Source organism: Desulfocucumis palustris (genome assembly GCF_002933875.1).
GTDB lineage: Bacteria > Bacillota > Desulfotomaculia > Desulfotomaculales > Desulfocucumaceae > Desulfocucumis > Desulfocucumis palustris.
Map to the genome: position 1 here is coordinate 1 of NZ_BFAV01000162.1, position 21,992 is coordinate 21,992.

Below are 21,992 nucleotides of genomic sequence, written 5' to 3' on the forward strand. Positions count from 1 at the left end.
CCCCTAACATACGTTGGGGACATTCCTCCGACCCCAAAGCAGTGCTGCAAAGAGAGGTGTGTCCCCTTTCCTCTACACCTTCCTATATATTATAACTTCTCCCTCTCTCTTGGAAATCACTTTTCCCCTGCTTTCCAGGTAGGCCAAATGAGCCAGGGTTTCAGCCATGGCAAAGCGGAGTTCATGCAATTTGAGATCCTCACCGAATAATAGTTCACATATTTTATGGGCGGTGCTCCCGTTAGCCGCCATGTCGGCTATGCTCACCAGCCGCTGCCGGTGGTGCCGGATTAGCTGGTCAACCCGGCCGGCACAATCGTTAAACACATTTCCGTGCCCGGGCAACACCTTTTTAACCTCCAGGCAGCCGGTCATTTCCAGGGAAGTCAGATAGTGCTCCAGGGGATTTGAATGGGAAGTAGGCCATAAACCAATATTTGAAGTAATATGAGGCAATATATGGTCCCCGGAAATAAGCAGACCCTCAGCCTCGCAGAAAAAACAAAGATGTCCGTCCGAGTGGCCCGGGGTATGCAAAATCTTAAAAAGGCGTAAACCTATTTCTATTTCTTCTCCGCCATCCAGAAAACTCAATATCGGGTGGGGCTGGACATTGGCAAGAATTTCCGATAAATTATCCACAACCTCGGTTGTAAGGGTTGCCGGCATACCGTGCTCGTTAAACATATCCCCTACCAGTGGAAAGTTCAGCCTGCCTTTTTTCCACAACTGTTCCACCTGGGCGTTCTCCGCCCTGTGAATATGCACCGACGCGCCGGTTAGAGCCTGCAGCCAGCCGGCCGTACCGTAATGATCGGGATGATAATGAGTTAAATAGATGTTATTGATGTCCGTATATCTTATATTATATAATTTAAAAAATTTTTCCCAGGCTGCAAGGGCAGGAGGATAATTAAGCCCCGAATCGATTATGTCCCAACCTTCTTTACCCCGCAACAAATAGCAGTTTATGTAGTCCAGTCTGAAAGGTAACGGGAGCATCAGCTTAATAATATTTTTATCAATCTCCATAGGGACCTCCTGCCACCGGTCATACTTCGGCTGCAAATTAACAGAAAGTTTCCACACATTTAATCTAAATTCCTGCCGGGACAGAATTATTGTCATAATGTTCTCATTTATATTAATATTTTACAGCCAGGCAAATATTTTTGTCATTTTAAATTAATTATTTTTTTCACATGCCTCCTCCAAATCATATTGTCATTTTGTCACTGCTTGTGATATTATATACAAAGAGAAACGCATTTGATTTTCTGTGGCTTGGCCGGCAATTCAGCCACATTATTAACCTGCTTGTAACAATCTTCGGAATATACCTTTGTATTGTTGTCAACAACCATGTTAAAAAATTCACTACATTGGGGAATATTCCTTTCCAAAAATGCTAAGGAACAGTAAATTCAAACCATACCGGAAGGTATATCCCCTGACCTGGTCGGGAGGTGGTATGTCATAAATTTATTTCACCGGGAGCCGGAAAGGAAAACACCGGAAACATTTAATTTTTCCAAGGGGGGTTGTTTAAATGATGAACGCAGGGAGCACCAGGATTAATAAAACCCAAAACAGGCCCGTCAGCAATATTATTGTTCTAAGCGAGGCGAGGGGCCGTAAAAGAGGCTTCGGCACACATACGGGAGTTCCTTTCGCAGAGGTTAAAGAAAGCAAAAACTGGATTGAAAAATATCTGGGTGAACCTTTCTGCGCGGCGGAACTCTCCAGGGTTGAGATGCTGCGCGGCAGCTGCAGCGGGAAAAGAGCCCTTGTAAGCCTGAGTATAGTGGCAACAATATCACTGGCTTATGCTTGTTATTGTGCATATTGGTACGGCAAGAGTTTTTTTGGCTAAATAAAAGTGATTTATCTCACGTATAATTTGTACATTATTAGACATACTAGATCGCTCTTTTATTTACATTCATCAACAGACTTTTCAAAATACAATTTGGTGTACGTTAACAAACAACATTTGAGGTGAAGGCCATGCTATCTTTATCTGTGGCCGGTACAGCCGTCAATCCATTATATTTATTTGCAGGCGGCATACTTGTGGGTATACTTCGCCAGGGTTTTGGTCAGGCGGCCAACCTTTTTATGGTACCCCTGCTCAACATGCTGGGCATTCCGCTGAATTACGCGGCAGGCGCCGGAATTACCCAAAATTTCAGCAACTCGGCTTTTACCTGTTTAAGCGGGAACCCAAAGAAGCATTCCCTGCGCAGGGTAGGTTTTGTGGTCGGCCTCATGGGCCTGCCGGGAATTATAGCGGGAAGAATGCTCTACATATTCCTGGCGGAACGGGGCATCGCGGCACCAACGGTACACTCGGCCTATGTGTTGCTGACACTATTCGCCGCCTTCGGTTATATGCGCCACTGGCGCACCTATTACCGTCACGGTTATTTTGAGGATAATCCCCTGCCGCCCTTCGGCCTGAGATGGCGTTATCCCCTGGCAGCGCCGGGCGCTGTCGGCCTGAAGCACATTACAGTGGGCAGAGTGACCGCAGTGGGCCTGTTGCTGGGCTTTGCCACGGGTCTGCTTGGGCTGGGAGGCTCATTTGCCGCCGCGCCTTTATTCATGTACGTATTGGGACTGCCCGCGGCAATGGCAGCCGCGTCCAGTGTTTTGCCCATTCTGATTATTGATTCCGCGGGAATGGTTAGTTTTTCACTGACCGGCAATCTGGAATTGCTATTGGTCCTGGTGGTTGTAATATCCGTAATGCTGGGGGACAAAATTGCGCTGTTTTTTCCGGCTGAAATAAGATGGAGCAACTCCAGGCTGATTTTTGCCATTGTTCTGGCGGTCTCCGCAGCGGCTGAAATTTTAAACATCAGCGGGTCCGGCATGCCGGCCGGCAAGGCGTTGCTGGGAGCCTGCACGCTATTGGTGGCTATAATATCAGTCAACCTTTTAATAACATCAATTAAACATTCACAGCGAACAGCTCAAGTGGAGGAAAAGCCGGTACATTAATTAACGCCGAGTTCATTGAGATGATGTTTGGTGGCGGAAATAAAATCAACGAACTTTTTTGCCGTTTCTTTTACATCTCCTTTTTCCACCAGATCAAAGGGCAAAAGCATTTTAAACCTGTATTTTCCCGTGGCTTCAACCTTTGGCAGCTCGCGTTCCAGATCACTGCCGATGTTTTCTTCTATTATTTCCTTTCTATCCAGCAGGGGCACGAATACCTGTTTTTTGTAGCCGTCCATTACCAGATCCAAAACCAGCAGCTCTTCTCCCTTGCGGGGCCCTTTCCGGGGCCTCGTTCTTCCTATGCGGTAATATATATCGTTATTGCCAAAGACCTTTACGCATTTCCAGGATTCACTTATTCCCAGGCTCTGGCCGGGAAGGGAATAATTAATCTCTATATCTCTTTCGGCCAGCAACTCCTTTGTCTGCTCCAAAACCATATCCACAAATTGTTCAAAGGAAAGTGCACCCTGTTCCCTTTCCTTTACCCGTTCCTTTAATCTTTCCCTGGCGCGCTCCCTTTTCCCGGAAACAGCTTCAGCTTCGCCCTTAAGCCAGCTTTCAAACCAATCCAATACTTTTTTATGTTCTACAGCGGGACTGGAATCGGATTTTTGCTTATCGGCCTCTCTGCTGAATTTCCGCAGAAAAGCCTTTTTTTGCCGGCTGAAAGTCTCGATAAAATCCTTGTCGGCCACGATAACCACCCCCACAAACAGTTTAAGCCGGCCGGGGCGAATAAAATCCTCTCCCTTAAATTTTCCGCCCCGGCCAACCACAAAACACCAGACACAAAACGTCCTTGCATTTAATGGGAAAGGAACACGTCTTACAGTATACACCAAACTTACCCTGTTAAAAATATCAGACAGGCTTTATTCCCGGCTTAATGTCCGGCAGACACGCCCAGAATACCGGAGGCGGCAACAGTCAGCACTATCAGTTCGGCTATCACTATAGCGGTATAGGGGGTGTCTTTTTTCTTTAAATAAGCGGGCAGCAGTATAAGGTAGCCTCCAATGGTCAGCAAACCCAGCAGGGCAACGCCAATGAAGTTCACTATATCACCATAACCCAGCATTCCCAGCCAGGACCAGCCGGTGGGAGCACCGGTGGCGTGAAGGTAATCGCCAACCTTCATAGTCCAGTACTGGGGCATCTGGGAAGGAGGTACGAAAGCTTTCAAGATACCGCCCATGTATAAAGTAAAAGTTACCAACAGAATGGCTATCCCGGTCCAGGCGCCGTATAGAAGCAGGTTGGCATATTTAATTTGCTCCTGGGGAATCTCTATCTTTTGAACCTGCTTTTTATCCTCGGCCTTTTTCACAGGACCATGTTCAGCGACATTAATGTTCGCCTTGCTCATATTTTTACGCCTCCTTCTCCCCTATATACCAAAGCCCTTTAACAGAGACCTTATACCGGCAAACAGCAGCATTACTATAACAAGGTATTTAACCATTTTTGGCTTTGCTCCGGCCAAAAGCCTTACTCCCACAAATGAACCCATCATAATGCCCAGCACGGAGGGAACCGCTATGATTGGAATTACCGCACCCTGGTTGAGATATACCCAGGCGGCGGATGTATCGGTTATGGAGAGCAGAAACTTGCTGGAGCCCACCGCCACTTTTAAAGGCGCTCCCATCAACATATTCAGCACCGGTACGTTGGCCCAGCCGGCGCCCAGTCCGAACATGCCCGCGATGGTGCCAATACCGCAGAACATAAGGAAACCCTGGGGAGTACGCCATATGGTCCAATCGATTTTCTTGCCCACGGAAGGCTCGTAATAAGCGCCCGAGATGCCCAACGCCGCGGTAAGCTTGTCGGGAGCCCCAACCCTGGGAAATTCATTGTTCTTGGCCACTATAAACAGGACTGATATGGCTATGATGGTGATTCCCATGGCCATCTGGGTCACGTTGGTGGGCAGCGCCAATCCCATGAAGGCCCCCAGTATACTGAAGGTTGAGGCTATCAACGCCACGGGCAGGGCCAAACGCAGGTTGGCCAGGTTTAGCTTGAGAAGCCCGGGGCCGGCTGCCAGAGCTCCGGCCAGGGCCACAATCAATCCGGCGCCCCTTACGAAATCCAGGTGAAAAGGGAAAAATCCCGAAATAATCGGCGTGTACAGGACAGCACCGCCCACACCGGCCAGAACCGCCAATATTCCCATTATAAAGGTGGCCACAAAGAGCATCAGGGGCCACATCCACCAGGGGGTCCCGGAGCCGGCCGTGGCGGCTGCCGCAGCCGCCTGGCCCGCCTGGGAACCGGCGGCGGAGGCTGAAAGCAAATTACCTGCATCAATAATTGACTGAAACATTTCCTCTCCCTCCAATATTACAATGTACTGACAACTCCCGAAAAACACGTTAAAAAATTTACAAGTTATAAATTCCTAATTCTGTGCGGTTTTTTTATGTTAGCTATTAGTCCCACAAAGTACTTTTGTTCCGGCATCCCTCCCTCATTTCCACGGTTTAAGCCCTCTGTCACCCGATTACCGTTATTGCCATCATCCTGAATGCAGATACCGTGCCACAAAAAAAGAGCCCCGTTTATCAAGGGTTTGGGCACTATGTAACAATCTGCGGGCGGCCTTATTGTTTGATATCACACAATCCCTTTGCAATATTTTGATAATACCGGGTTGTGAAGTTCATTACAACAGCATACATACTGTCTGATTTCACACACATATAAATATCATTCACAAACACTTTTTATGACTTCAGGCTTATGTCCACCCGGATGAATACTGTTTAATCAATTATTTTATGTGGTTTCAAAATCTGGAAAACCCCTTTACCACTGTAAACCGGCGGTCTGGAAGAAATTATTGTACAATACTGAACAATAAAAAATGGCCGCACGCCCCACATATTAACCATCCTGCTAAATTTTCAGGACAGCCGCCTGCCAAATCCACATATTAAAGTACAATATTTCTCTTCTTTATCCCGGGCAGTGTATGTTATAATACAGTAAACCGTAGTGTGTTTTTATTCACATGCCGGTTGGCAGGCTTAATACCGGACTTAAACTGCTTACGCGCGCAGGAGGGAGGCGCTTGCACCTGAACCTTTCCTTTACGCAAAAAAGCATAAAATTCCAGATAATGTCCGTTACCGCTATTCTTCTGCTAATCCCCATACTGGTAATGCTATACGATATATTTTTCGCCTCTAAAAGTGACGAGGCATTGATACTGGATAGAAAAGAGCGGTTGGGGAACATAGTGCAAGCCCAGATAGTGCCGGGAGTCACCCGGGCCCTGGAGCAAAAATATCAGGGAGCAAAAATATCAGGTATACCCCAGGAAGAACTGGACAATTACCTGAAGCAGTCCTTTAACGAAATTGCCGAACCCCTGGTGCCCCAGTACCCGGGCGTTAGATTCGGGCTGTATCTTCCTCACAACGAACAAATTTATGTCCAGGGTTTCCTTCACCAGTACCGTAAACGGTCAATTCAGGAGGAACGGGAGAGGGAGAAAAGAATACTGGATGAAGCCAATTCGGGTCTGATAGCGGTGGTGGCCAGCCAGAAGCCGCTGGCCCGCCTGGCCAGCAGCCTAAATGACGAAACCTTTGAATATCTTGTTCCCCTTAAATACAACGACAGATTAATCGCAGTGGCCTGGGCGGACGAGCGCCTGCATCCCATTTTTGCCCAAAGCCGTAATTTTCTTATGATTACCAGGTATATCGCCCTTTTCGGATTTTTCATCGGCTCCGCCGGAGCGTTGATTGTCATTCACAACCTGACCAGCGGGGTGAGCAATTTAAAAAAAGGCCTGGCCGCCATGGAAAAGGACATAACCAAACTGCTTCCCGATTTGCCCGGTGAACCGGGCCAGATTGGCCAGGCCATAAATAAAATGGCCATGGGACTGGCGGAGAAAGAAAAGCTGGAGGAAGAACTGCGCCGCACGGAAAGGCTGGCTGCCCTGGGGCGCCTGGTAACCGGTGTGGCGCACGAACTGCGCAACCCTATCGGTGTGGTCAAGGCCACTGTCCAGGTCATGGAGGCGGAATTAAAGGATACTCACGATATTACCGAATATACCGCGGTGATAAAAGAACACGTGGACCGGCAAAACCGGGTTATCCAGGAACTGCTGGATTTTGGACGCCCCAGCAAACCGCTGGTTCAGCCCGTATCGGTAAACTCCCTGCTGAACAAGGTGCTGACCTTTACCAGCCCGATGCTCCGGCAGCACAGAATTGACCTGCATGTTTATCCTGCTGAAGAAATACCGCCGGTAAACGCCGACGGTGAAAAAATAAAACAGGTTTTTGTAAACCTGATTTTAAACGCCATTCAAGCCATGCCCGAAGGCGGTGAGTTAAAAATAGCTTCTTATCAGAAAGACGAATATGTATGTATTGAATTTACAGATAACGGTGAAGGAATACCGCACGAAACGGTTTCCAGCATTTTCGACCCGTTTTTCACAACCAAGGATAGCGGAATAGGCCTGGGGTTATCCATCAGCCACCAGATTGTAAAAAGTCACGGAGGCACCCTGGAGGTAAATAGTGAAGTGGGCAGGGGAACCACTTTTACTGTTAAGCTATTAACACCGGGTGCCTGTTGATAAACCCATATTCGGAGGCCCTTCAAAAAACAGGTATGGCGCGAAAGGAGAAGCCGGACAGCCCGGAGCGTACTAATAGTACGGAGATCGGGGGACACACCACCTTTGGAGGAATGTCCCCGATAATACTGGCCGGGGAACCTGGCAAAGCCGGACGAAAGTTTTAGGAACGGCCCCCCAGGGGCGCGGAGGGATAGTTGGCATGATACCCAAAATATTAATCATTGATGATGAGGAACATATGTGCTGGGCTCTGGAAAGAGCCATGCGTCAGGAAGGCTATCAGGCCTTAAGCGCCAACAGGGGGCGGCAGGGGCTTGATATAATCAGGGAGGAGGCTCCCTCACTGGTCCTTCTGGATTTAAAAATGCCTGAAATGGACGGGCTGGAAGTTCTGAAAAAGATAAAGGAAATGTGCCCCAAGCTTCCCGTAATAATGCTTACAGCCCACGGCACCATTGAAACAGCCATTGAGGCCATGAAGGAGGGGGCTTCCGATTATATAACAAAACCCTTTGACCTTGATGAACTGAAACTGGTCATCAAACAAAACCTGGTGATGAGCCAGCTGGTCACCGAGGTCAACTTCCTTCGTTCCGAACTCGCCAAAAAATATAAAATGATGGTTGGGGAAAGCCCCGCCATAAAACAGGTGACCAAACTTATCGAAAAGGTGGCCAACAGCAACGCCACCGTTCTCATCACCGGTGAAAGCGGAACAGGCAAGGAGGTGGCGGCGGTAGCCATACAGCGCAACAGTCCCAGGCGCGACGGCCCCTTTGTGCCGGTTAATTGCGCCGCCCTGCCCGACAACCTGCTGGAAAGCGAGCTGTTCGGCCACGAAAAGGGGGCCTTTACCGGTGCCGTAGCCCGTAAATTGGGCCGTTTCGAGCTGGCGGACAAAGGCACTATCTTCCTGGACGAGATAGCTGAAATGCCCCTTAATATGCAGGTAAAACTATTGCGGGTGCTGCAGGAAAAATCCTTCGAAAGGGTGGGGGGAACCGAAACCCTGCATGTGGACGTGAGGGTCATTGCGGCCACCAATAGAAACCTGGCGGAAGCCATGTCAAAGGGTCTTTTCCGGGAAGACTTATATTACCGGCTTAACGTTGTTCAGATTAACCTTCCCCCCTTAAGGGATAGAAAAGAGGATATACCTATACTGGCCAACCATTTTTTAGAAAAATTACGGCCCAACTATTTTGTGAACAAATTTTCTCCCGAAGCCATCAGACTCCTTACCCAGTACAACTGGCCCGGTAATATCAGGGAGCTTCAAAACGTGGTGGAAAGGGCCGCCATAATATGTCACGGAAACGAAATCACACCCGAGGATCTTCCCATAGAGATACAGGAAATTTCCGAGGGATATGAGATGGGTTCCGTGGTGCGTATCCCCGAAAATGGAATATCCCTGGAGGATCTGGAAAAGGAGCTCATTATAAAGGCATTGGAAAAAAGTAAGGGAAATCAAACCAGGGCCGCGCAGTTACTGGGCATTACCAGGTCCGCCCTGCTATACCGGGTACAGAAACACGGGATAGTATTAAGTTGAACCGGGTTTATAAAAAATAAAAAAATCTTTTCCTGAAAAAGAAGGATTTATTATACTTTTATCAGAATATTTTTATAAATAAATAGGCACAAAAATCAAGCAAAATTAGCGGTGGTGACTATGGATATATCAAAAGACGGCAGAGAAATCAATACCCCCAAGGGTACTATATATATCGAAGGTCCTGTTGGCGGCGACTTGTTGATGTCTCTTACCATGAACCAGAAGCTGTCAAATTTCCGCGCCCCGGACAGGCAGCACGAGTCCATGGTAATAGTGGCCAATTCTCCCGAGGGTATGGTTTATATTGCCAGGCTGGACAAGGAAATAGTGGGTTATGTAATGTTCCACTATCCCAGCCAGTACTCCAGGTGGAGCAAACACCCTCGCATACTGGAGCTCGGGGCCATTGAAGTCAGCCAGGAATGCAAACGGCTGGGCATAGGAACAGCGCTTCTGAAAGCAGCTTTTGCAAATGGTGTTATGGAAGAGTACGTGGTTATAACCACAGAGTTTTTCTGGCACTGGGACCTTAGAAACAGCGGACTGGACGTAATGTCTTACCAGAGAATGCTTACCAAACTGTTCAGCACGGTGGATTTTAAAAAGCGCCGGACGGATGACCCGGACATCCTGGAGCATCCCGCCAACATGCTTATGGTCCGGTTCGGCTCACAGGTGTCCAGCACCTACATGAAGGCATTTGACGACCTGACCTACCAGAACTCCCTGGTGGACTGATTTAGCAAAAAAGAGGCCGGGCTTAGGCGCCCGCCTCTTTTTATTATCCGGCTGACAGTCCGCAAAAACCCCGTCCTCGACAGCTGGAGATAAACAGTCTCATTTTGGCGCACGTCAGGTATTGCCGTTAGCCTTTTGATCGGCTTTACCCAGTATCCACACCTCCACGTTGCCCTTCACGGTGTCCACCCCGCAGGATATGTACTGGGCATAATGGCTGCTGTTTCTAAACCTGAAATCCTTAAACCCCTGCGCCACGGTGGCATCCATTCCCGGCTTCACGTAACTAACCGGAACCGTATGGCTATAGCGCTCCAGCACCTCCACCCCCGCCTTCAGTCCGGCATTATACAGGGTGGTGGTTACCTGGCAGACGCCTCCGCCGTAGTCGTCAGTCAATCTGTTGCCTATAATCACCGTAGCCTTTTTATACCCGTTCTGTCCGCTTATGGCTCCAATGGTGCTGTTAAAGGAAAATTCCTCTCCGGGCTTTAAAAGTATTCCGTCAAGGGACTGGGCCGCCAGTTTGATATTATGCACCCTGTCCACTCTTTGGGGATCAAATTCGGTGTTGAAGTAACCAATAACATCATTAATTCCCGCAAGATCTTTTTCGGATATATCCGGCCGAACAGGCCTGACCACAACCGGCATTGCTTTTCCCGCCTGAAAGGGCCATGACGACAGCCTGCCCATGGTAGCATCTATATCTATCTCACTGCCCGTTACCGAATGAATCATTTCAACCCTGTCTTCCCGCCAGTGAAGCTTTGCGCTATGGGGGAGGTTGGCGGGTTCGGCTTTGTACCAGCGGTTGATTTTATCAATTTCCGAGTGCAATAATTCCCTATCGTACCTGACAGGCAACAGAAAATCCACGCTCCTGCCGTCGGCGCCCACCGCTTCGGTAAACCTTCTTATGACCGATCCGGAGTGTCCCACGGAAAAAGCCCTGTCTAAAGCTTCATCCAAGTCATACTGGGCATTAATATCCTTCAGGGCAATATCCCAAACCCTTCCGCCCGCCTGCAACTTTAACACACCCTTATCGGCGGGTGGAATACGTTCCTTCAAATATTGTCTGGCCTGTTGCAGGGTCATGCCTTCCAGGGGTATACCGTCAAGATAGATTCCGGATACAATAACCTTACCCCACCGGTCGGAAAGTATCACTCCCCCCGCAACAGGAACAACCATTGCCTGCATGGCCAGCAGAGCTGCCAGCAATATTATTCTTTTAGTCATTTGACTAGCCCTTGATTAATATTGGTTTAATTGAACAGATCCGCACAAACACCGCATAGTTATTATTTAACATTCATGGTCAGTTCGATATATTTGTCATCCGCCACTGCCAGCTCAATAATCTCATTGGTTATTATTTCTCCCTCATCAACTATTACCTTTCCACCGGCCCCGATAATCTTTTTGGCGGCCTTTTTACCCAATAGATACTGGCGCTGACGAGCCTCAAACAATTCCAGCGGGTCCTCCGCGACTTTTGCTTCTGCGGCTTTTTGCTCTTCGGCTGCCTTTTCTTCTTCCACCGCTTCCTCAGCGGGCTTTTCAACGGATTCCACAGCCGGCTCCGGGATGGAAACGCCGCCGGACTCCTCCTCCAGGACTGCTGAACCGGACGCGTCCTTCCCGTCGGCGTCGGCAGGGACAGCAGTCTGAGGCGTGCCGGAAAGTTCCTGCAGCAGGAATTCTTCACGGTTGTCATCAATCACAATGTATTTGGAACCAAAGGTAATAACCTTGTCTGCAGGGATTATGCCCAGCATTTCGCCTTTTTCGCCGCAAATTTCACATCCGGCTATTTTACCGGTTTTTTCGTCGATGTAGTACTCGGTTATCACGCCCACGTATTCACCGGAACGTGTTATTACGCCGGCCTTGACCAGTTGGATATCTTTTTCCAGCAGCGAGATTATTTCCGGCTTCTGGCTCACACTATAGATTTCCTTGCTGTTATTGGTGGTAACGGCGAATTCCCCCACGCCAAGAACCGCGTCATAATTCAACGCCCTCATTTCCCCATACCAGATATCCCTCTCCAGCAGAAGATAATCCACCCTGCCGGAATCGGGATTAATTACAAATCCGGCCACCTTGCCAAGCTGCTCCCCCATTTCTATGCCCATTACATTCAGCCCCACAAAAGGTTGCGCTTTTTTCATGCCTGTTCTCCCTTCAATTCATTAATACTGTTTTTGATGACTTCATATATTTTTCCGTCAATTACAGTTCCCCAGCGGGCCAGTAACATATCCAGCACAGCGGCCGCCTGTTCAGTTTGTCCAATGTCCCTGTATATGGCGCTCATTTCAAGGCATATCAGAACTGCCAGACGGGCGGAGGGATTAAGCCTGAGCGCATGCATAAACACAGCCACCGCCCCTGCAAGATCCCCGGAGGATTTTTTATCAAAGGCCACATCCACCATGCTGTTGATATCGCAATGCCCGGGGAAAACAGCCGGCTGTTCCCCTTGAAGGGCATCGGAGGACCGGTCGGGGATAAGCGCCCTGTCAGCCAGACAATCCTCCCGCCGGCAATCATAGGGGGAGTCGTCGATATAATAACCAACCTCAAATCCGCCGTTCTGTTCCGTCAATTCCGCAGCCGCGGCCTCTTCCACGGCTTCGTCTACAACTTCTTCCATATTTCGATTATATTCATTCTCTAAAAGAAGGATATTTTCCTCCAGGCATTCATTCTTAATGTTCTGCGGTTCTACATCAATATCATCAAGCAACTCATCCGTCCCGTCATCCCGGCATATGTCGGCATCGGTGCAGGCACACTGGTACACATCCGGAAACACGCTCACAGAAAAAACTGTCCGGGACAATTCTTCCGCCATATCTTCATTTTCCGGCTTAATGAATTCCATGGTTGACACCGGAACACAAAAGTCCTCCTCTTCTTTACCAATTATTATACCCGGCTGAGGAGGCTCCCGGTGGTCGCAGGCATAATTGTCCACAGCAGCGGCGTCAGCGGAGATTATTTCAACTACCTCCGCCGGCGGCTCATTTATGGACGGCAGGCAGCTATCTTCCACAACTATGTCATTGGCTATAACATTGCCTTTTTGGTATTCTCCCCCTGCCTCTTCTACTGCAAGCCCGGGCTGCAAATCCGTTGACAACCCCGCGACAGGCTCCGGGAATGGTTTATTGGGGCTATTCCCCGCGGGTAAAGCAATCCTTTCCCCGGAAAGACAACCTTTATCCCCCAGCCCGATACCTGGCAGGGGTTTATAAACAGGATAGGCGGAGGGCGCCGGAACCGCGGATTCCATAACGGTAAAAGCGCTTCCCGCCGCGTATCCGTCCGTTCGTCTATCGTCAGCCTCCGGAGCGAAATATAATCTCTCGATAAAGAAAAGCAATATTGCTCCGATTACCACCAGTAATATGTAAACATAGATAACAAATGGAAATGTAAAATACGAAGCCAGCAATGGATATAGGAAGCAGAAAAAAACGGACATGAAAAAGGCAATTATCAGCACCTGGGTTTTTATGGGAATGCTGCGCCTGATGGCAAAGATACCGATGAATATGGCGGCATTGAATAATGTGGTAAAAGTTAGAAATTCGCCCATCACTACACCCCAGTGTCCGGTTGCCGGAACATCTCATTTAACTTATATTTAAGACCATAGCGACTTTTTTGTCAATATTTTGACATAAAGTATGAAATAAACATTTATATTGCCAACAATTTTATACCAATAAGCTACAGATATTGCCAAATTGAGGTATTTTAGCGGTATACAATGATTACCTCACGGTGCCGGGTTTTCATCCGGGCGCAAACAAAAATGCCGGTGTAATCCCGGCATTTTATTAATGTTCGAAAGGGTTGTGAACCTCCGGCTTTTTTAAAGCACCTCTCCCGCCGTAAAACCATCGTAAACGGCATCAAGGGCCTTGCGTGGAGATACGGCATCACCCACCATATATATTTCTTTAACTCTTTCCTTCAACAGCTCACACAGTGAGCTCTCAGGCCTGGAACCCACCGCCATCACCACGGTATCCGCCTCGACCAGTTCCCTTTGCTCGCCTTTTTTTATATATACTCCCGAGGCGGTAATTTCATCCGCCACGGCTCCGGTTATTACCTTAACGCCATACCTGTGCAGCTCCTGTAATACTGTCCAGCGGGTGGACTGTCCCATATCCGCCCCGGCGGAACGCCGCATTTCAATTATTGTGACCTCTTTAATTCCCCTGGAGGCCAGTTCCACCAGCCTTTCCCATGTCTCAGCCCTGTTCAGTGCCAGAAAATGCATTGTTTCAGGACTGATGGTCCCCTTGCAGGCCAGGAACAGGGCTGTTTCGCATCCCACCGCGCCCCCGCCTATAATCGCCACCTTGCCGCCCGTATTGACTTCGGAAGCCAGCACATCCCAGGCCTGCACCACATTTCCACCATCCGAGCCCTGTATGGGAGGTGATATGGGCGAGGCCCCGGTTGCCACAATCACCGCGTCCGCGCCAAATTCCAGCACATTTTCCACCGTGGCTTCCTTGTTCAATTCCACCTGGATACCAAGTTCCTTCATCTGGTAGGCAAAATAGTCCACCAGCAGTGAAAACTCCTGCCGGCCCGGAGGTATGGAGGCGATATTCAACTGTCCTCCCAGGGAGCCGGATTTCTCCCAGAGGGTCACCCTGTGGCCCCTGCCCGCGGCTACCCGGGCGGCCTCAAGGCCCGCGGGGCCTCCACCCACCACCAGCACATTCTTCAACCTAACCGGGGGCGAGGTTTGCAACTCGAACTCCCGGCCGGCCCTGGCATTTACCAGGCAGGAAACCTTGCCGCCCGTGAAAACGGTGTCAAGACAGCCCTGGTTGCAGCCAACGCAGCGCCGGATATCATTGATACGCCCCTGGGCAGCCTTTAACGGCAATTCGGGATCCGCGATAAGACCCCTGGCCATTCCCACCATGTCCGCCAGGCCGTCAAAAAGAATGGATTCCGCAAGCACCGGGTCGTTTATCCTGTTGCAGGCTATTACCGGAATATTAACCATCTGTTTAATCCGGGTGGCCAGATAAACGTAATTACCCCTGGGCACTCCCATGGTTATCTGGGGAACCAGGGTTTCGTGCCAGCCCCCGGTTACGTTAATGGCGTCCACCCCGGCCTTTTCAAGCTCCACGCAGAATAATCTTATTTCATCATTGGTATTGCCCCCGGGCATGAAATCGTTGCCGCCCACCCTGAAGAACACGGGATAATCGGGACCAACCTTTTGTCTTATATTTTTTGCCACCTCAATGCCGAATAACATCCTGTTTTCCAGCTCGCCGCCGAACCTGTCCCGGCGAAGGTTGGTAATGGGTGAAAGAAACTGGGAAACAAGATAACCCGCGCTGGCTATTACCTCCACGGCGCTAAAACCGGCCTGTTTGGCCCTCAGGGCCGACGTCCCGAAGGCTTCTATCATTTCCAACACTTCATCCCCGGTTAACTCCCTGGGGGTCTGGCGGGTAAGTTTGGACGGCACCGGGGACGGGGCCACCGGCTCCACCCCGAACATAAAGGAATAGGAGTATCGCCCGGCCTGGAACAACTGGGCCGAAATGGCGGCGCCGTGCTTTTTCACCGCCTCTGTGAGCCGGGAAAGACCCGGAATATATTTGTCGTCATCTATTTTTATCATGGAAGGATAGCCGTGATGGTCAATGGCGCAGCCGCCCACTATGATTAGTCCGGCCCCTCCCTTTGCCCGCTCTTCATAAAAATCCACCAGGCGGTCGGTAACAAAACCGTTTTCGCAGTATCCCAGGTGCATGGCAGGCATGGCAATCCTGTTTTTAATCCGCAGGCTGTTAATTTCAATGGGTTTAAAAAGCTCTTTCAAAAATCCAGCCCCCTTAAAAAATTGAAATCATATTTACAGTTCGCATATTAAATAATAACATGCTAACTTATCAGCTATATTCTTTGTTGTTAAAATATTTCCTGCAAAAATTTTATTTTACCCTGTGAAATTTTCAAATTCGTAAAAAAATCAGGCCCCGGTATTTTCCGGCGCCTGATTTTTTTATATTCTCCTTATTTTGGGGTTATCTCCGCCATGGGACGTTCCACCCACAATGATGTTGTTGATCCATATGGTGGGCTGGGCGTCGCTTACGGGAACCCCCTGGCCGTCCTTACCGCAGGTACCTATGGTAAAGCCTATGTCGCTGCCCACCATTTCTATGTTGCCAAGCACCTCGGGCCCGTTGCCGGTAAGGGTGGCGCCCCTCACCATGGGGCCTATCTCTCCATTTTCAATCATATACCCCTCGGCCACGTCAAAAACAAAGTCACCGGTTGTGGTGTTAACCTGCCCGCCCCCCATTTTCTTTACCAGCAGGCCCCGTCCGGCCTCCTTTATTATCTTTTCCGGATCCTCCCTGCCCGGAGCGATATATGTATTGCCCATGCGCGGAATGGGTTTATCCTGGAATGACTCCCTCCTGCCATGTCCGTTCGAATCCCTGCCGGCCCGCATGGCGGAAAGCCGGTCATATAAAAAGTCCTTCAAAACTCCTTTTTCTATCAGCACGACCTTCCTGGAGGGCACCCCCTCGTCGTCGAAGGCGTAAGAACCATAACGGTCCCGCATGGTGGCATCGTCAACCACCGTGACGGATTCCGCCGCCACCCGTCCGCCCTCTTTACCGGCATACACTGACAGTCCCTTTTGCACCAGATCGGCTTCCAGACCGTGCCCGCAGGCTTCATGCACCATAGTGCCACCGGCTTCCCCGGCCATAACCACCGGCATTCTCCCCGCGGGAGCCGGTCGGGCCTCCAGCATTTGAACCGCTCTGCGGGCTGCCGCCCGGGCAAGCTCCTCCGGGGGATTGTTTTTCAGCAACTCGAAGCCCGAAAGGCTCCCCACCGCCTCGTAGCCGGTCTGCATGCCCCCTCCCCCGGACGCCACGGCATGCACCATGGCCCTGGTTCTGATCCGTTCATCCTCCACATAATCTCCGGCGCTATTGGCGATAATCACGCTTTGGATTACATCGGCGTAGCCGACGATCACCTGTTTGACCCGCCCGGGATCAACAGCCCGGGCAGCCCTGTCCGCCGCTTCCACCAATTCCACTTTCAATTCGGTTTTCACAGTGTCCGGCCGCTCACGAAATTCAAATTCCACCAGCGGTTTTATTTTACGCAAATCAATATTACAGCTCTTTTTGCCCCCCGGGGCGGCGTGGCTGACTATCTTTGCCGCCCCGGCGAGGCCTTCCCTGGTAAGGTCGTTGGTGTAGGCATAAGCCGTGGATTCCCCGTTGAGCACCCTGATGCCGGCCCCCACATCCAGTCCGCTTTGCACCCTTTCAATTTTGCCGCCTTCACAACCTATTCCGGTGGCCTTTTTACGCTCGATAAAAATATCGGCAAAGTCCCCGCCGTTGGCCAGCGCAAGTTCCAAAACCTCTTCCAGTACTCCTTTATCCAGCAAATTAAACCACCCCGTTAATCAGCTTTGGGCAATCAAGCAAATATTGACAATTATTAGTCTTAGCTTTTTTATTATCTTTATTCCCCGCCCGGCTTCAATATAGCTCCGGCAATATCATTCATCCGGCAGGAAGTAAACATTAATTAAAAGTCCCGCCGCCACCGGAGCTTCCATTATATTAAGGCTGTCAATGACCTCCGGGTTTTCAGCCGGACTGGAAATAGAATTATTATTTTCCACATTATCCTGGATATTACCTTCCGGTTGTTCAAATTTGACGCTTTTTACCTCCAGGCAGTAATTTCCCTTCTCCAGTTCCCCTGAAACCGCAAGGACATCATCATATCGTCCCTTAAATTTTATTTCCATAGGTTGAACAATAATGCCGTCAATTGTGGAAATTCTGCCGCACCCAATACCGTGGACCGTTAAATTATGTTCCCGGGCCAGCTTTCCCAAATGAGCAATTAAAGTGTCCTGACGGCCGCTTCCGGCATATCTTGTCTTTAATTCCTCCCAATCCGCCCTGGCCTTTCCCAACAGGGCCGCCTCCCGGTTTATTGCGGAATCCCCTGTATTTTCTATTTTACGGCTATTTTTGACATCCTGCATTTCATTCCTGGCTTCCCTGTATTCCCGGTAGCCGGGAAGCATAAAAAAATGAAAAAAAATCCATAGCGGCAGTAAAAACAAAAAAACCGCCGGTAAAACTTTTTCCCTGCCGGTTGGATTATTAATCATTATTCCCGCTCTCCCGCGCATCCGTTGCCACACCGTTATTGAATGCCGCGCTCAGGATAAATTTATAACGCTCCCTTTCCCATGACGCCTCGCGGATTATTAAACGCTTAAAAATATTTAATTCCTGAATGGCCGCTATATACTCCCCCAGCGCCTCAAGAGAATATGCCTCCCCGGTTATGACCAGATTTTCATCAGACTCCGCCTTATAGAAATCACCGCCGTTTTTTGAGCCGGAGCCGGACCCCTCCACCCCGGATTTCTTTATTTCCAGGCGGGTTAATACCACCCCCCCGGGCACGGCTTTAAAAATATTCTCCCCGGGGGCTGAAAGAAAAAATTCTCTCCGGGCAATACCTCCCGTAAGCTGTATCCTGCTTTCATAAACCCGCCGTTCTTTTTGTAAACGCTCCATATCCGCCGGCGACATTGCCGGCTTCCAGGCATTCCGGCGATATTCAGCCGCATCCTGCCGGTAACCCGCCGCGGCGGACTGGAGATAAACATACGTTAATATTAACAGTAAAAGGGTAAGCGCCGCCATACTGCCCGCTGTTTTCAATCCTGTCCGCCCGCCAAACCCCCGGCCGGAATACTCCTCCGGAATTAAATTAACCCTGTACATCAACTCCACAGCCCCCTTAAAGCAAGGCCCGCCGCAACGGCCATTTCCGGAGCCAGCACCTCACCGCCGCCGAACTCCACACTCAATATCCGGAATATAATGTCTTTGTATGCCAATTTTTTTTCACCGGCCAGCAACTCCCCGGCCTGGCCGCAGAGCAAAACCCCGTCTATTTTACAGTGTTTTTCCATAGCAGCCATTTGTTTTAAGGATTGCTCAATTTCCGTTAACAGCCCGTCACTGCCTCCGTGGCTAACCCGGCGGGGCATTCCCCGTTTAATTCCGGCCGGGATTACTTTACTATGCATGATAGCAGAATTCCTGCACACCAGAAGAACCGACCGGGAAATCCCCACGTAGGCCGCCGCGATATATTCATCCCGGCTGCCGGACAGGGCGCCGCAATATTTTAACAGGCGCCACAGGGCGATAAATTCCGGTTCCACCGCCGATAGCCTGATACCGGACGCTGAAAAGTAAAGGTAAAAATCTCCGGCCACCTGCCGGGAAACAGATATGCCCAGCATATCCACCAGGCTGCCGCCCCCGGCCCTCTGTCCGCCCAGCCTGAGCACCCTGACCAGTACATCCTGGCCCGGGGACAGCAGTCTCATTTCCCATTCGGCAGCCTTTTCGGGTTCCTTTAGGGGCATGTGGGGAAGCTGGAAAAACCGGATGCTTAAAAAATCTCCGGGCATGGCAGCCACCGCCCCGCTACCCTTGCCGTCCATTAACTCCGCAGCGTCCTCCAGGTTCACCACAGGAAAATTCTTTTCTCCGGGACGCCCCTCCACGGAAGGGAAAAAAGCCTGACAACAGACCAGGTATTCCTTGCCGCGACGGTTGACACCCACCACCCTCAGCCCTTCCGGCTCAAGGTGCAAACCATATGCTGTTTTATTTGCAAAAATCAGCCTGATCATATTTAACACCGCCGGCTGTTTGTTGAAAAATATGCACAGGCCCTTTGAAAACAGGCCTGGCGCGCAGTTCTTCAATGGCCTCCGGCCTTGGGAAAAACATTGTACTTCTCCTGCCAGCCGATAACCTTTATGGCATCTTCCGGGCCCAATATCACCCTGGCCACAACTGTTCTTTTATAGGCCTGGTATACTGCCCGGGATTCCACCCTGACAGTAATGTCTTCCCCGTCAACGGTTTCCTTAACAGCGCTTACCACAGCCGTGCCCCCCGCAAAATCATGGTTAAATACCCGGGGAAGTCCGTCTGTCCACTCCCCGTCCTCACGGCAGCGGGACAGGGCATACTCCACCCCGGCCTCGGCTATATAATATGTCTGCAGTTGTTTTACCTGCTGCAGGGAAATTACCCTTTCCCCCCAGGCCAGCCCGAATAGGGATGTGGCCATCGCAGCCAGCACCAGAACTGCTGAAGCCGTCCAGAGCGCGACAAAGGCCGCCTCGGGCCTGTTGGGTTTACTTATCCGCCCTGCCGGAGGCCGCGGAAGACAACGATATTGTTTCCCCATCACCGGTTACTCCCCAGAATCTTATATGTACACTGCCCGGATTCTCAACAGCCGCGCAGTAAAAATCAGCCCCGCTCACGTTAATGGCCAGCGGATTGGTCCCGCCTTTACGCTTTCTGAAAATTTGACCGTCCTTGAACCAGTACTCCACTTTGACAGTGGTACCGTTTTCCGGCACATCCAGAATCAATTTATCCGGAGACGGGGATGAAAGGGCTGAAGACTCCCGTATTTCCCTCACCACCCGGTCCATGGCCAGCCTTAGATTCTCTTCCACCTCCAGCCTCTCCGTCCCGTGGCGCCAGATTCTTGCTCCATGGGACATGACGGTTGTTACCGCGGTTCCCAGCAATATAAAAATAAACACGGAAACGGACAGCTCCAGCAGAGTGAAACCATTTACCGGCCGTAATTTCGCCATCAACGATTCAACCTCTCCATCATCAGCTTGACGCTTTTTTCCTCTCCAGCCAGGTCATAAAACACCGTAACGGAAATGGTTTTCATATCCGGGCGGGCGGACGGCCCCACGTCCACGGCATAGTTAAGGCCGGGCTCCCCGGAATATTCCGCCCGGGCCTTGCTTTCAGCCGATTCAAAAGGCATTTCTTTTACCTGCTCAAGTATGGCCGAGGCAGCAAAGGAAGCCCTGGTTTCTTCCCAGGCCTGTACCTGGTGCCTGAGGCCGCTAAAGAATAAATCCAGCACAGCGGTAATACAAAGGGTAAACACCAAAAAGGCCGTCAGCACTTCCAGCAGGGTGAACCCCCCGCTTCCGGTTTTTCTTTCACTCCGGAGGAACGGTATCAATCCTTACCCTCCCAGCCACGGGATTAATTATTATATAAAAACTTTTGCCGCTCACGGTATCCTTTAGCATCACATGACCGCCCGACACCGGCGCCCCCTGCAGGGTAAATTTCAACAGATTGTAATCAAAATTGGTGAACACCAGGTCCACCGAGCCGGGCAATAAAACGGTACGCAGTCTCTCAGTGGCCAGCATGAGGGAATATTCGTCCCTTTCCGTATCAAAACTAATCTGATAGGTGGCGTTTTCATTCTCAGCCCCCACCGCCTCCTGTTGGTGGCATCTTATATCCGAGGCCAGCATGAGGGCTGACGAATAAAGGGCGTGTGCCGATTGAAACCGGGTCAGGGAGGGTAAAACGCAAAGCAGCATTACAGACGCAACCATCATCACCGCCACCGTCTCCAGAAGCGTGAATCCCCTGCGACCTGAAATGAGTTCCTTAATCCGATGCACAGATCTTTTCATATGCTCCGATGGAAGGAGGATAGTCCCGGATGGGATTTTGCTTTTCCGAGACAAAAATGTCATCGTCAGTTTCCGCCTCCCCGCCGCTGCCCGGGGAAAGCAGATAATATTTTGTCTTTTCAGCGTTGACATAATACGCATAAGGCTGGTCCCAGCCGTCCCGGCAGGCTTCCCAGGCAACTCCCTGGCCTTCCATGGCCGCAATCACCTGGTCCGGTTCAGCGGGATATTTACCCCGGCCCTCCTCCATGGCATATATGTCCAGAGCCCCCTTCATGGTCTTTAAATCCGCCTGGGTTTTCTTGGACCGGGACTTTTCCACCTGTTGAACTGAAGTTGACATAATTATGGAAGCCATTATGCCGATAATCCCTATGACCACCATCACTTCCAGCAATGTAAAACCATTGTTAACCGCCTTCTTGATACCGACGGGCGCCACAACACCACTACCCTTT

General features: G+C 50.2%; 23 protein-coding genes. 6 read left to right on the plus strand and 17 right to left on the minus strand.

Annotated features, from left to right (window positions below):
- Positions 1–72: 72 nt before the first annotated feature.
- Positions 73–1,032 (minus strand): MBL fold metallo-hydrolase, encoded by a 960-nt coding sequence (locus DCCM_RS16295; RefSeq protein WP_165792219.1) that lies wholly within the window; start codon positions 1,030–1,032, stop codon positions 73–75.
- A gap of 517 nt (positions 1,033–1,549) precedes the next feature.
- On the opposite strand from DCCM_RS16295, the gene DCCM_RS16300 reads away from it, so the two are divergent.
- Both DCCM_RS16300 and DCCM_RS16305 read left to right on the plus strand, forming a co-directional pair.
- A complete protein-coding gene (locus DCCM_RS16300; RefSeq protein ID WP_104373455.1) occupies positions 1,550–1,873 on the plus strand; it encodes a hypothetical protein in 324 nt (107 codons plus the stop codon).
- Positions 1,874–2,007: 134 nt separating this feature from the next.
- Positions 2,008–3,003, plus strand: coding sequence for a sulfite exporter TauE/SafE family protein (locus tag DCCM_RS16305; RefSeq protein ID WP_104373456.1), 996 nt, complete (start codon positions 2,008–2,010; stop codon positions 3,001–3,003).
- Here DCCM_RS16305 and DCCM_RS16310 read toward each other — a convergent pair.
- The 3 genes from DCCM_RS16310 to DCCM_RS16320 are packed head-to-tail and all read right to left on the minus strand — an operon-like array spanning position 3,000 to position 5,338.
- A complete protein-coding gene (locus tag DCCM_RS16310; RefSeq protein WP_231702824.1) occupies positions 3,000–3,848 on the minus strand; it encodes a hypothetical protein in 849 nt (282 codons plus the stop codon). The genes DCCM_RS16305 and DCCM_RS16310 overlap by 4 nt on opposite strands.
- Before the next feature lie 44 nt (positions 3,849–3,892).
- Positions 3,893–4,375 (minus strand): DUF1634 domain-containing protein, encoded by a 483-nt coding sequence (locus DCCM_RS16315; RefSeq protein WP_207655619.1) that lies wholly within the window; start codon positions 4,373–4,375, stop codon positions 3,893–3,895.
- A gap of 21 nt (positions 4,376–4,396) precedes the next feature.
- On the minus strand, positions 4,397–5,338 hold the full coding sequence (locus DCCM_RS16320; protein ID WP_104373457.1) for a sulfite exporter TauE/SafE family protein: 942 nt from the start codon (positions 5,336–5,338) through the stop codon (positions 4,397–4,399).
- 747 nt (positions 5,339–6,085) lie between these two features.
- Between DCCM_RS16320 and DCCM_RS16330 the strand changes: the two genes are divergently transcribed.
- From DCCM_RS16330 to DCCM_RS16340, 4 genes are all read left to right on the plus strand, one after another.
- Positions 6,086–7,615: an ATP-binding protein gene (locus DCCM_RS16330; protein ID WP_231702825.1), complete on the plus strand. Its 1,530-nt coding sequence runs from the start codon at positions 6,086–6,088 to the stop codon at positions 7,613–7,615.
- The gene (locus tag DCCM_RS18810) at positions 7,612–7,782 is read left to right on the plus strand and encodes a hypothetical protein (protein ID WP_165792220.1); all 171 of its coding nucleotides are present in this window, start codon (positions 7,612–7,614) and stop codon (positions 7,780–7,782) included. Before DCCM_RS16330 ends, DCCM_RS18810 begins: the two co-directional genes overlap by 4 nt.
- Before the next feature lie 35 nt (positions 7,783–7,817).
- Positions 7,818–9,173 (plus strand): sigma-54-dependent transcriptional regulator, encoded by a 1,356-nt coding sequence (locus DCCM_RS16335; protein ID WP_104373460.1) that lies wholly within the window; start codon positions 7,818–7,820, stop codon positions 9,171–9,173.
- Between the two features lie 120 nt (positions 9,174–9,293).
- Positions 9,294–9,914 (plus strand): GNAT family N-acetyltransferase, encoded by a 621-nt coding sequence (locus DCCM_RS16340; RefSeq protein ID WP_104373461.1) that lies wholly within the window; start codon positions 9,294–9,296, stop codon positions 9,912–9,914.
- 114 nt (positions 9,915–10,028) lie between these two features.
- On the opposite strand, the gene DCCM_RS16345 is transcribed toward DCCM_RS16340, so the two are convergent.
- From DCCM_RS16345 to DCCM_RS16405, 13 genes are all read right to left on the minus strand, one after another.
- Positions 10,029–11,159: a VanW family protein gene (locus DCCM_RS16345; protein ID WP_104373462.1), complete on the minus strand. Its 1,131-nt coding sequence runs from the start codon at positions 11,157–11,159 to the stop codon at positions 10,029–10,031.
- A 62-nt stretch (positions 11,160–11,221) separates the two neighbouring features.
- Positions 11,222–12,094: a PRC-barrel domain-containing protein gene (locus DCCM_RS16350; RefSeq protein ID WP_104373463.1), complete on the minus strand. Its 873-nt coding sequence runs from the start codon at positions 12,092–12,094 to the stop codon at positions 11,222–11,224.
- Positions 12,091–13,527: a hypothetical protein gene (locus DCCM_RS16355; protein WP_104373464.1), complete on the minus strand. Its 1,437-nt coding sequence runs from the start codon at positions 13,525–13,527 to the stop codon at positions 12,091–12,093. Before DCCM_RS16355 ends, DCCM_RS16350 begins: the two co-directional genes overlap by 4 nt.
- A gap of 279 nt (positions 13,528–13,806) precedes the next feature.
- A complete protein-coding gene (locus DCCM_RS16360; protein WP_104373465.1) occupies positions 13,807–15,798 on the minus strand; it encodes an oxidoreductase in 1,992 nt (663 codons plus the stop codon).
- A gap of 183 nt (positions 15,799–15,981) precedes the next feature.
- Complete coding sequence (locus tag DCCM_RS16365) at positions 15,982–17,400, minus strand: TldD/PmbA family protein (RefSeq protein ID WP_104373466.1); 1,419 nt, start codon at positions 17,398–17,400, stop codon at positions 15,982–15,984.
- Between the two features lie 114 nt (positions 17,401–17,514).
- Entirely contained in the window at positions 17,515–18,141 is a 627-nt protein-coding gene (locus DCCM_RS16370; RefSeq protein ID WP_104373467.1) for a hypothetical protein, read from the minus strand.
- The gene (locus DCCM_RS16375; RefSeq protein ID WP_128739176.1) at positions 18,134–18,769 is read right to left on the minus strand and encodes a PilN family protein; all 636 of its coding nucleotides are present in this window, start codon (positions 18,767–18,769) and stop codon (positions 18,134–18,136) included. The genes DCCM_RS16370 and DCCM_RS16375 overlap by 8 nt, the downstream gene beginning before the upstream one ends.
- A complete protein-coding gene (pilM, locus tag DCCM_RS16380; protein WP_128739177.1) occupies positions 18,766–19,689 on the minus strand; it encodes a type IV pilus biogenesis protein PilM in 924 nt (307 codons plus the stop codon). Before pilM ends, DCCM_RS16375 begins: the two co-directional genes overlap by 4 nt.
- Positions 19,690–19,760: 71 nt before the next feature.
- Positions 19,761–20,255: a hypothetical protein gene (locus DCCM_RS16385; protein ID WP_128739178.1), complete on the minus strand. Its 495-nt coding sequence runs from the start codon at positions 20,253–20,255 to the stop codon at positions 19,761–19,763.
- Complete coding sequence (locus tag DCCM_RS16390; protein ID WP_104373471.1) at positions 20,203–20,679, minus strand: PulJ/GspJ family protein; 477 nt, start codon at positions 20,677–20,679, stop codon at positions 20,203–20,205. The genes DCCM_RS16385 and DCCM_RS16390 overlap by 53 nt, the downstream gene beginning before the upstream one ends.
- Entirely contained in the window at positions 20,676–21,065 is a 390-nt protein-coding gene (locus DCCM_RS16395) for a type IV pilus modification PilV family protein (RefSeq protein WP_104373472.1), read from the minus strand. The genes DCCM_RS16390 and DCCM_RS16395 overlap by 4 nt, the downstream gene beginning before the upstream one ends.
- Positions 21,043–21,534, minus strand: a complete 492-nt coding sequence (locus tag DCCM_RS18255) for a pilus assembly FimT family protein (protein WP_165792221.1) — start codon at positions 21,532–21,534, stop codon at positions 21,043–21,045. The genes DCCM_RS16395 and DCCM_RS18255 overlap by 23 nt, the downstream gene beginning before the upstream one ends.
- Entirely contained in the window at positions 21,509–21,976 is a 468-nt protein-coding gene (locus DCCM_RS16405; protein WP_104373474.1) for a type II secretion system protein GspG, read from the minus strand. The genes DCCM_RS18255 and DCCM_RS16405 overlap by 26 nt, the downstream gene beginning before the upstream one ends.
- Positions 21,977–21,992 lie beyond the last annotated feature (16 nt).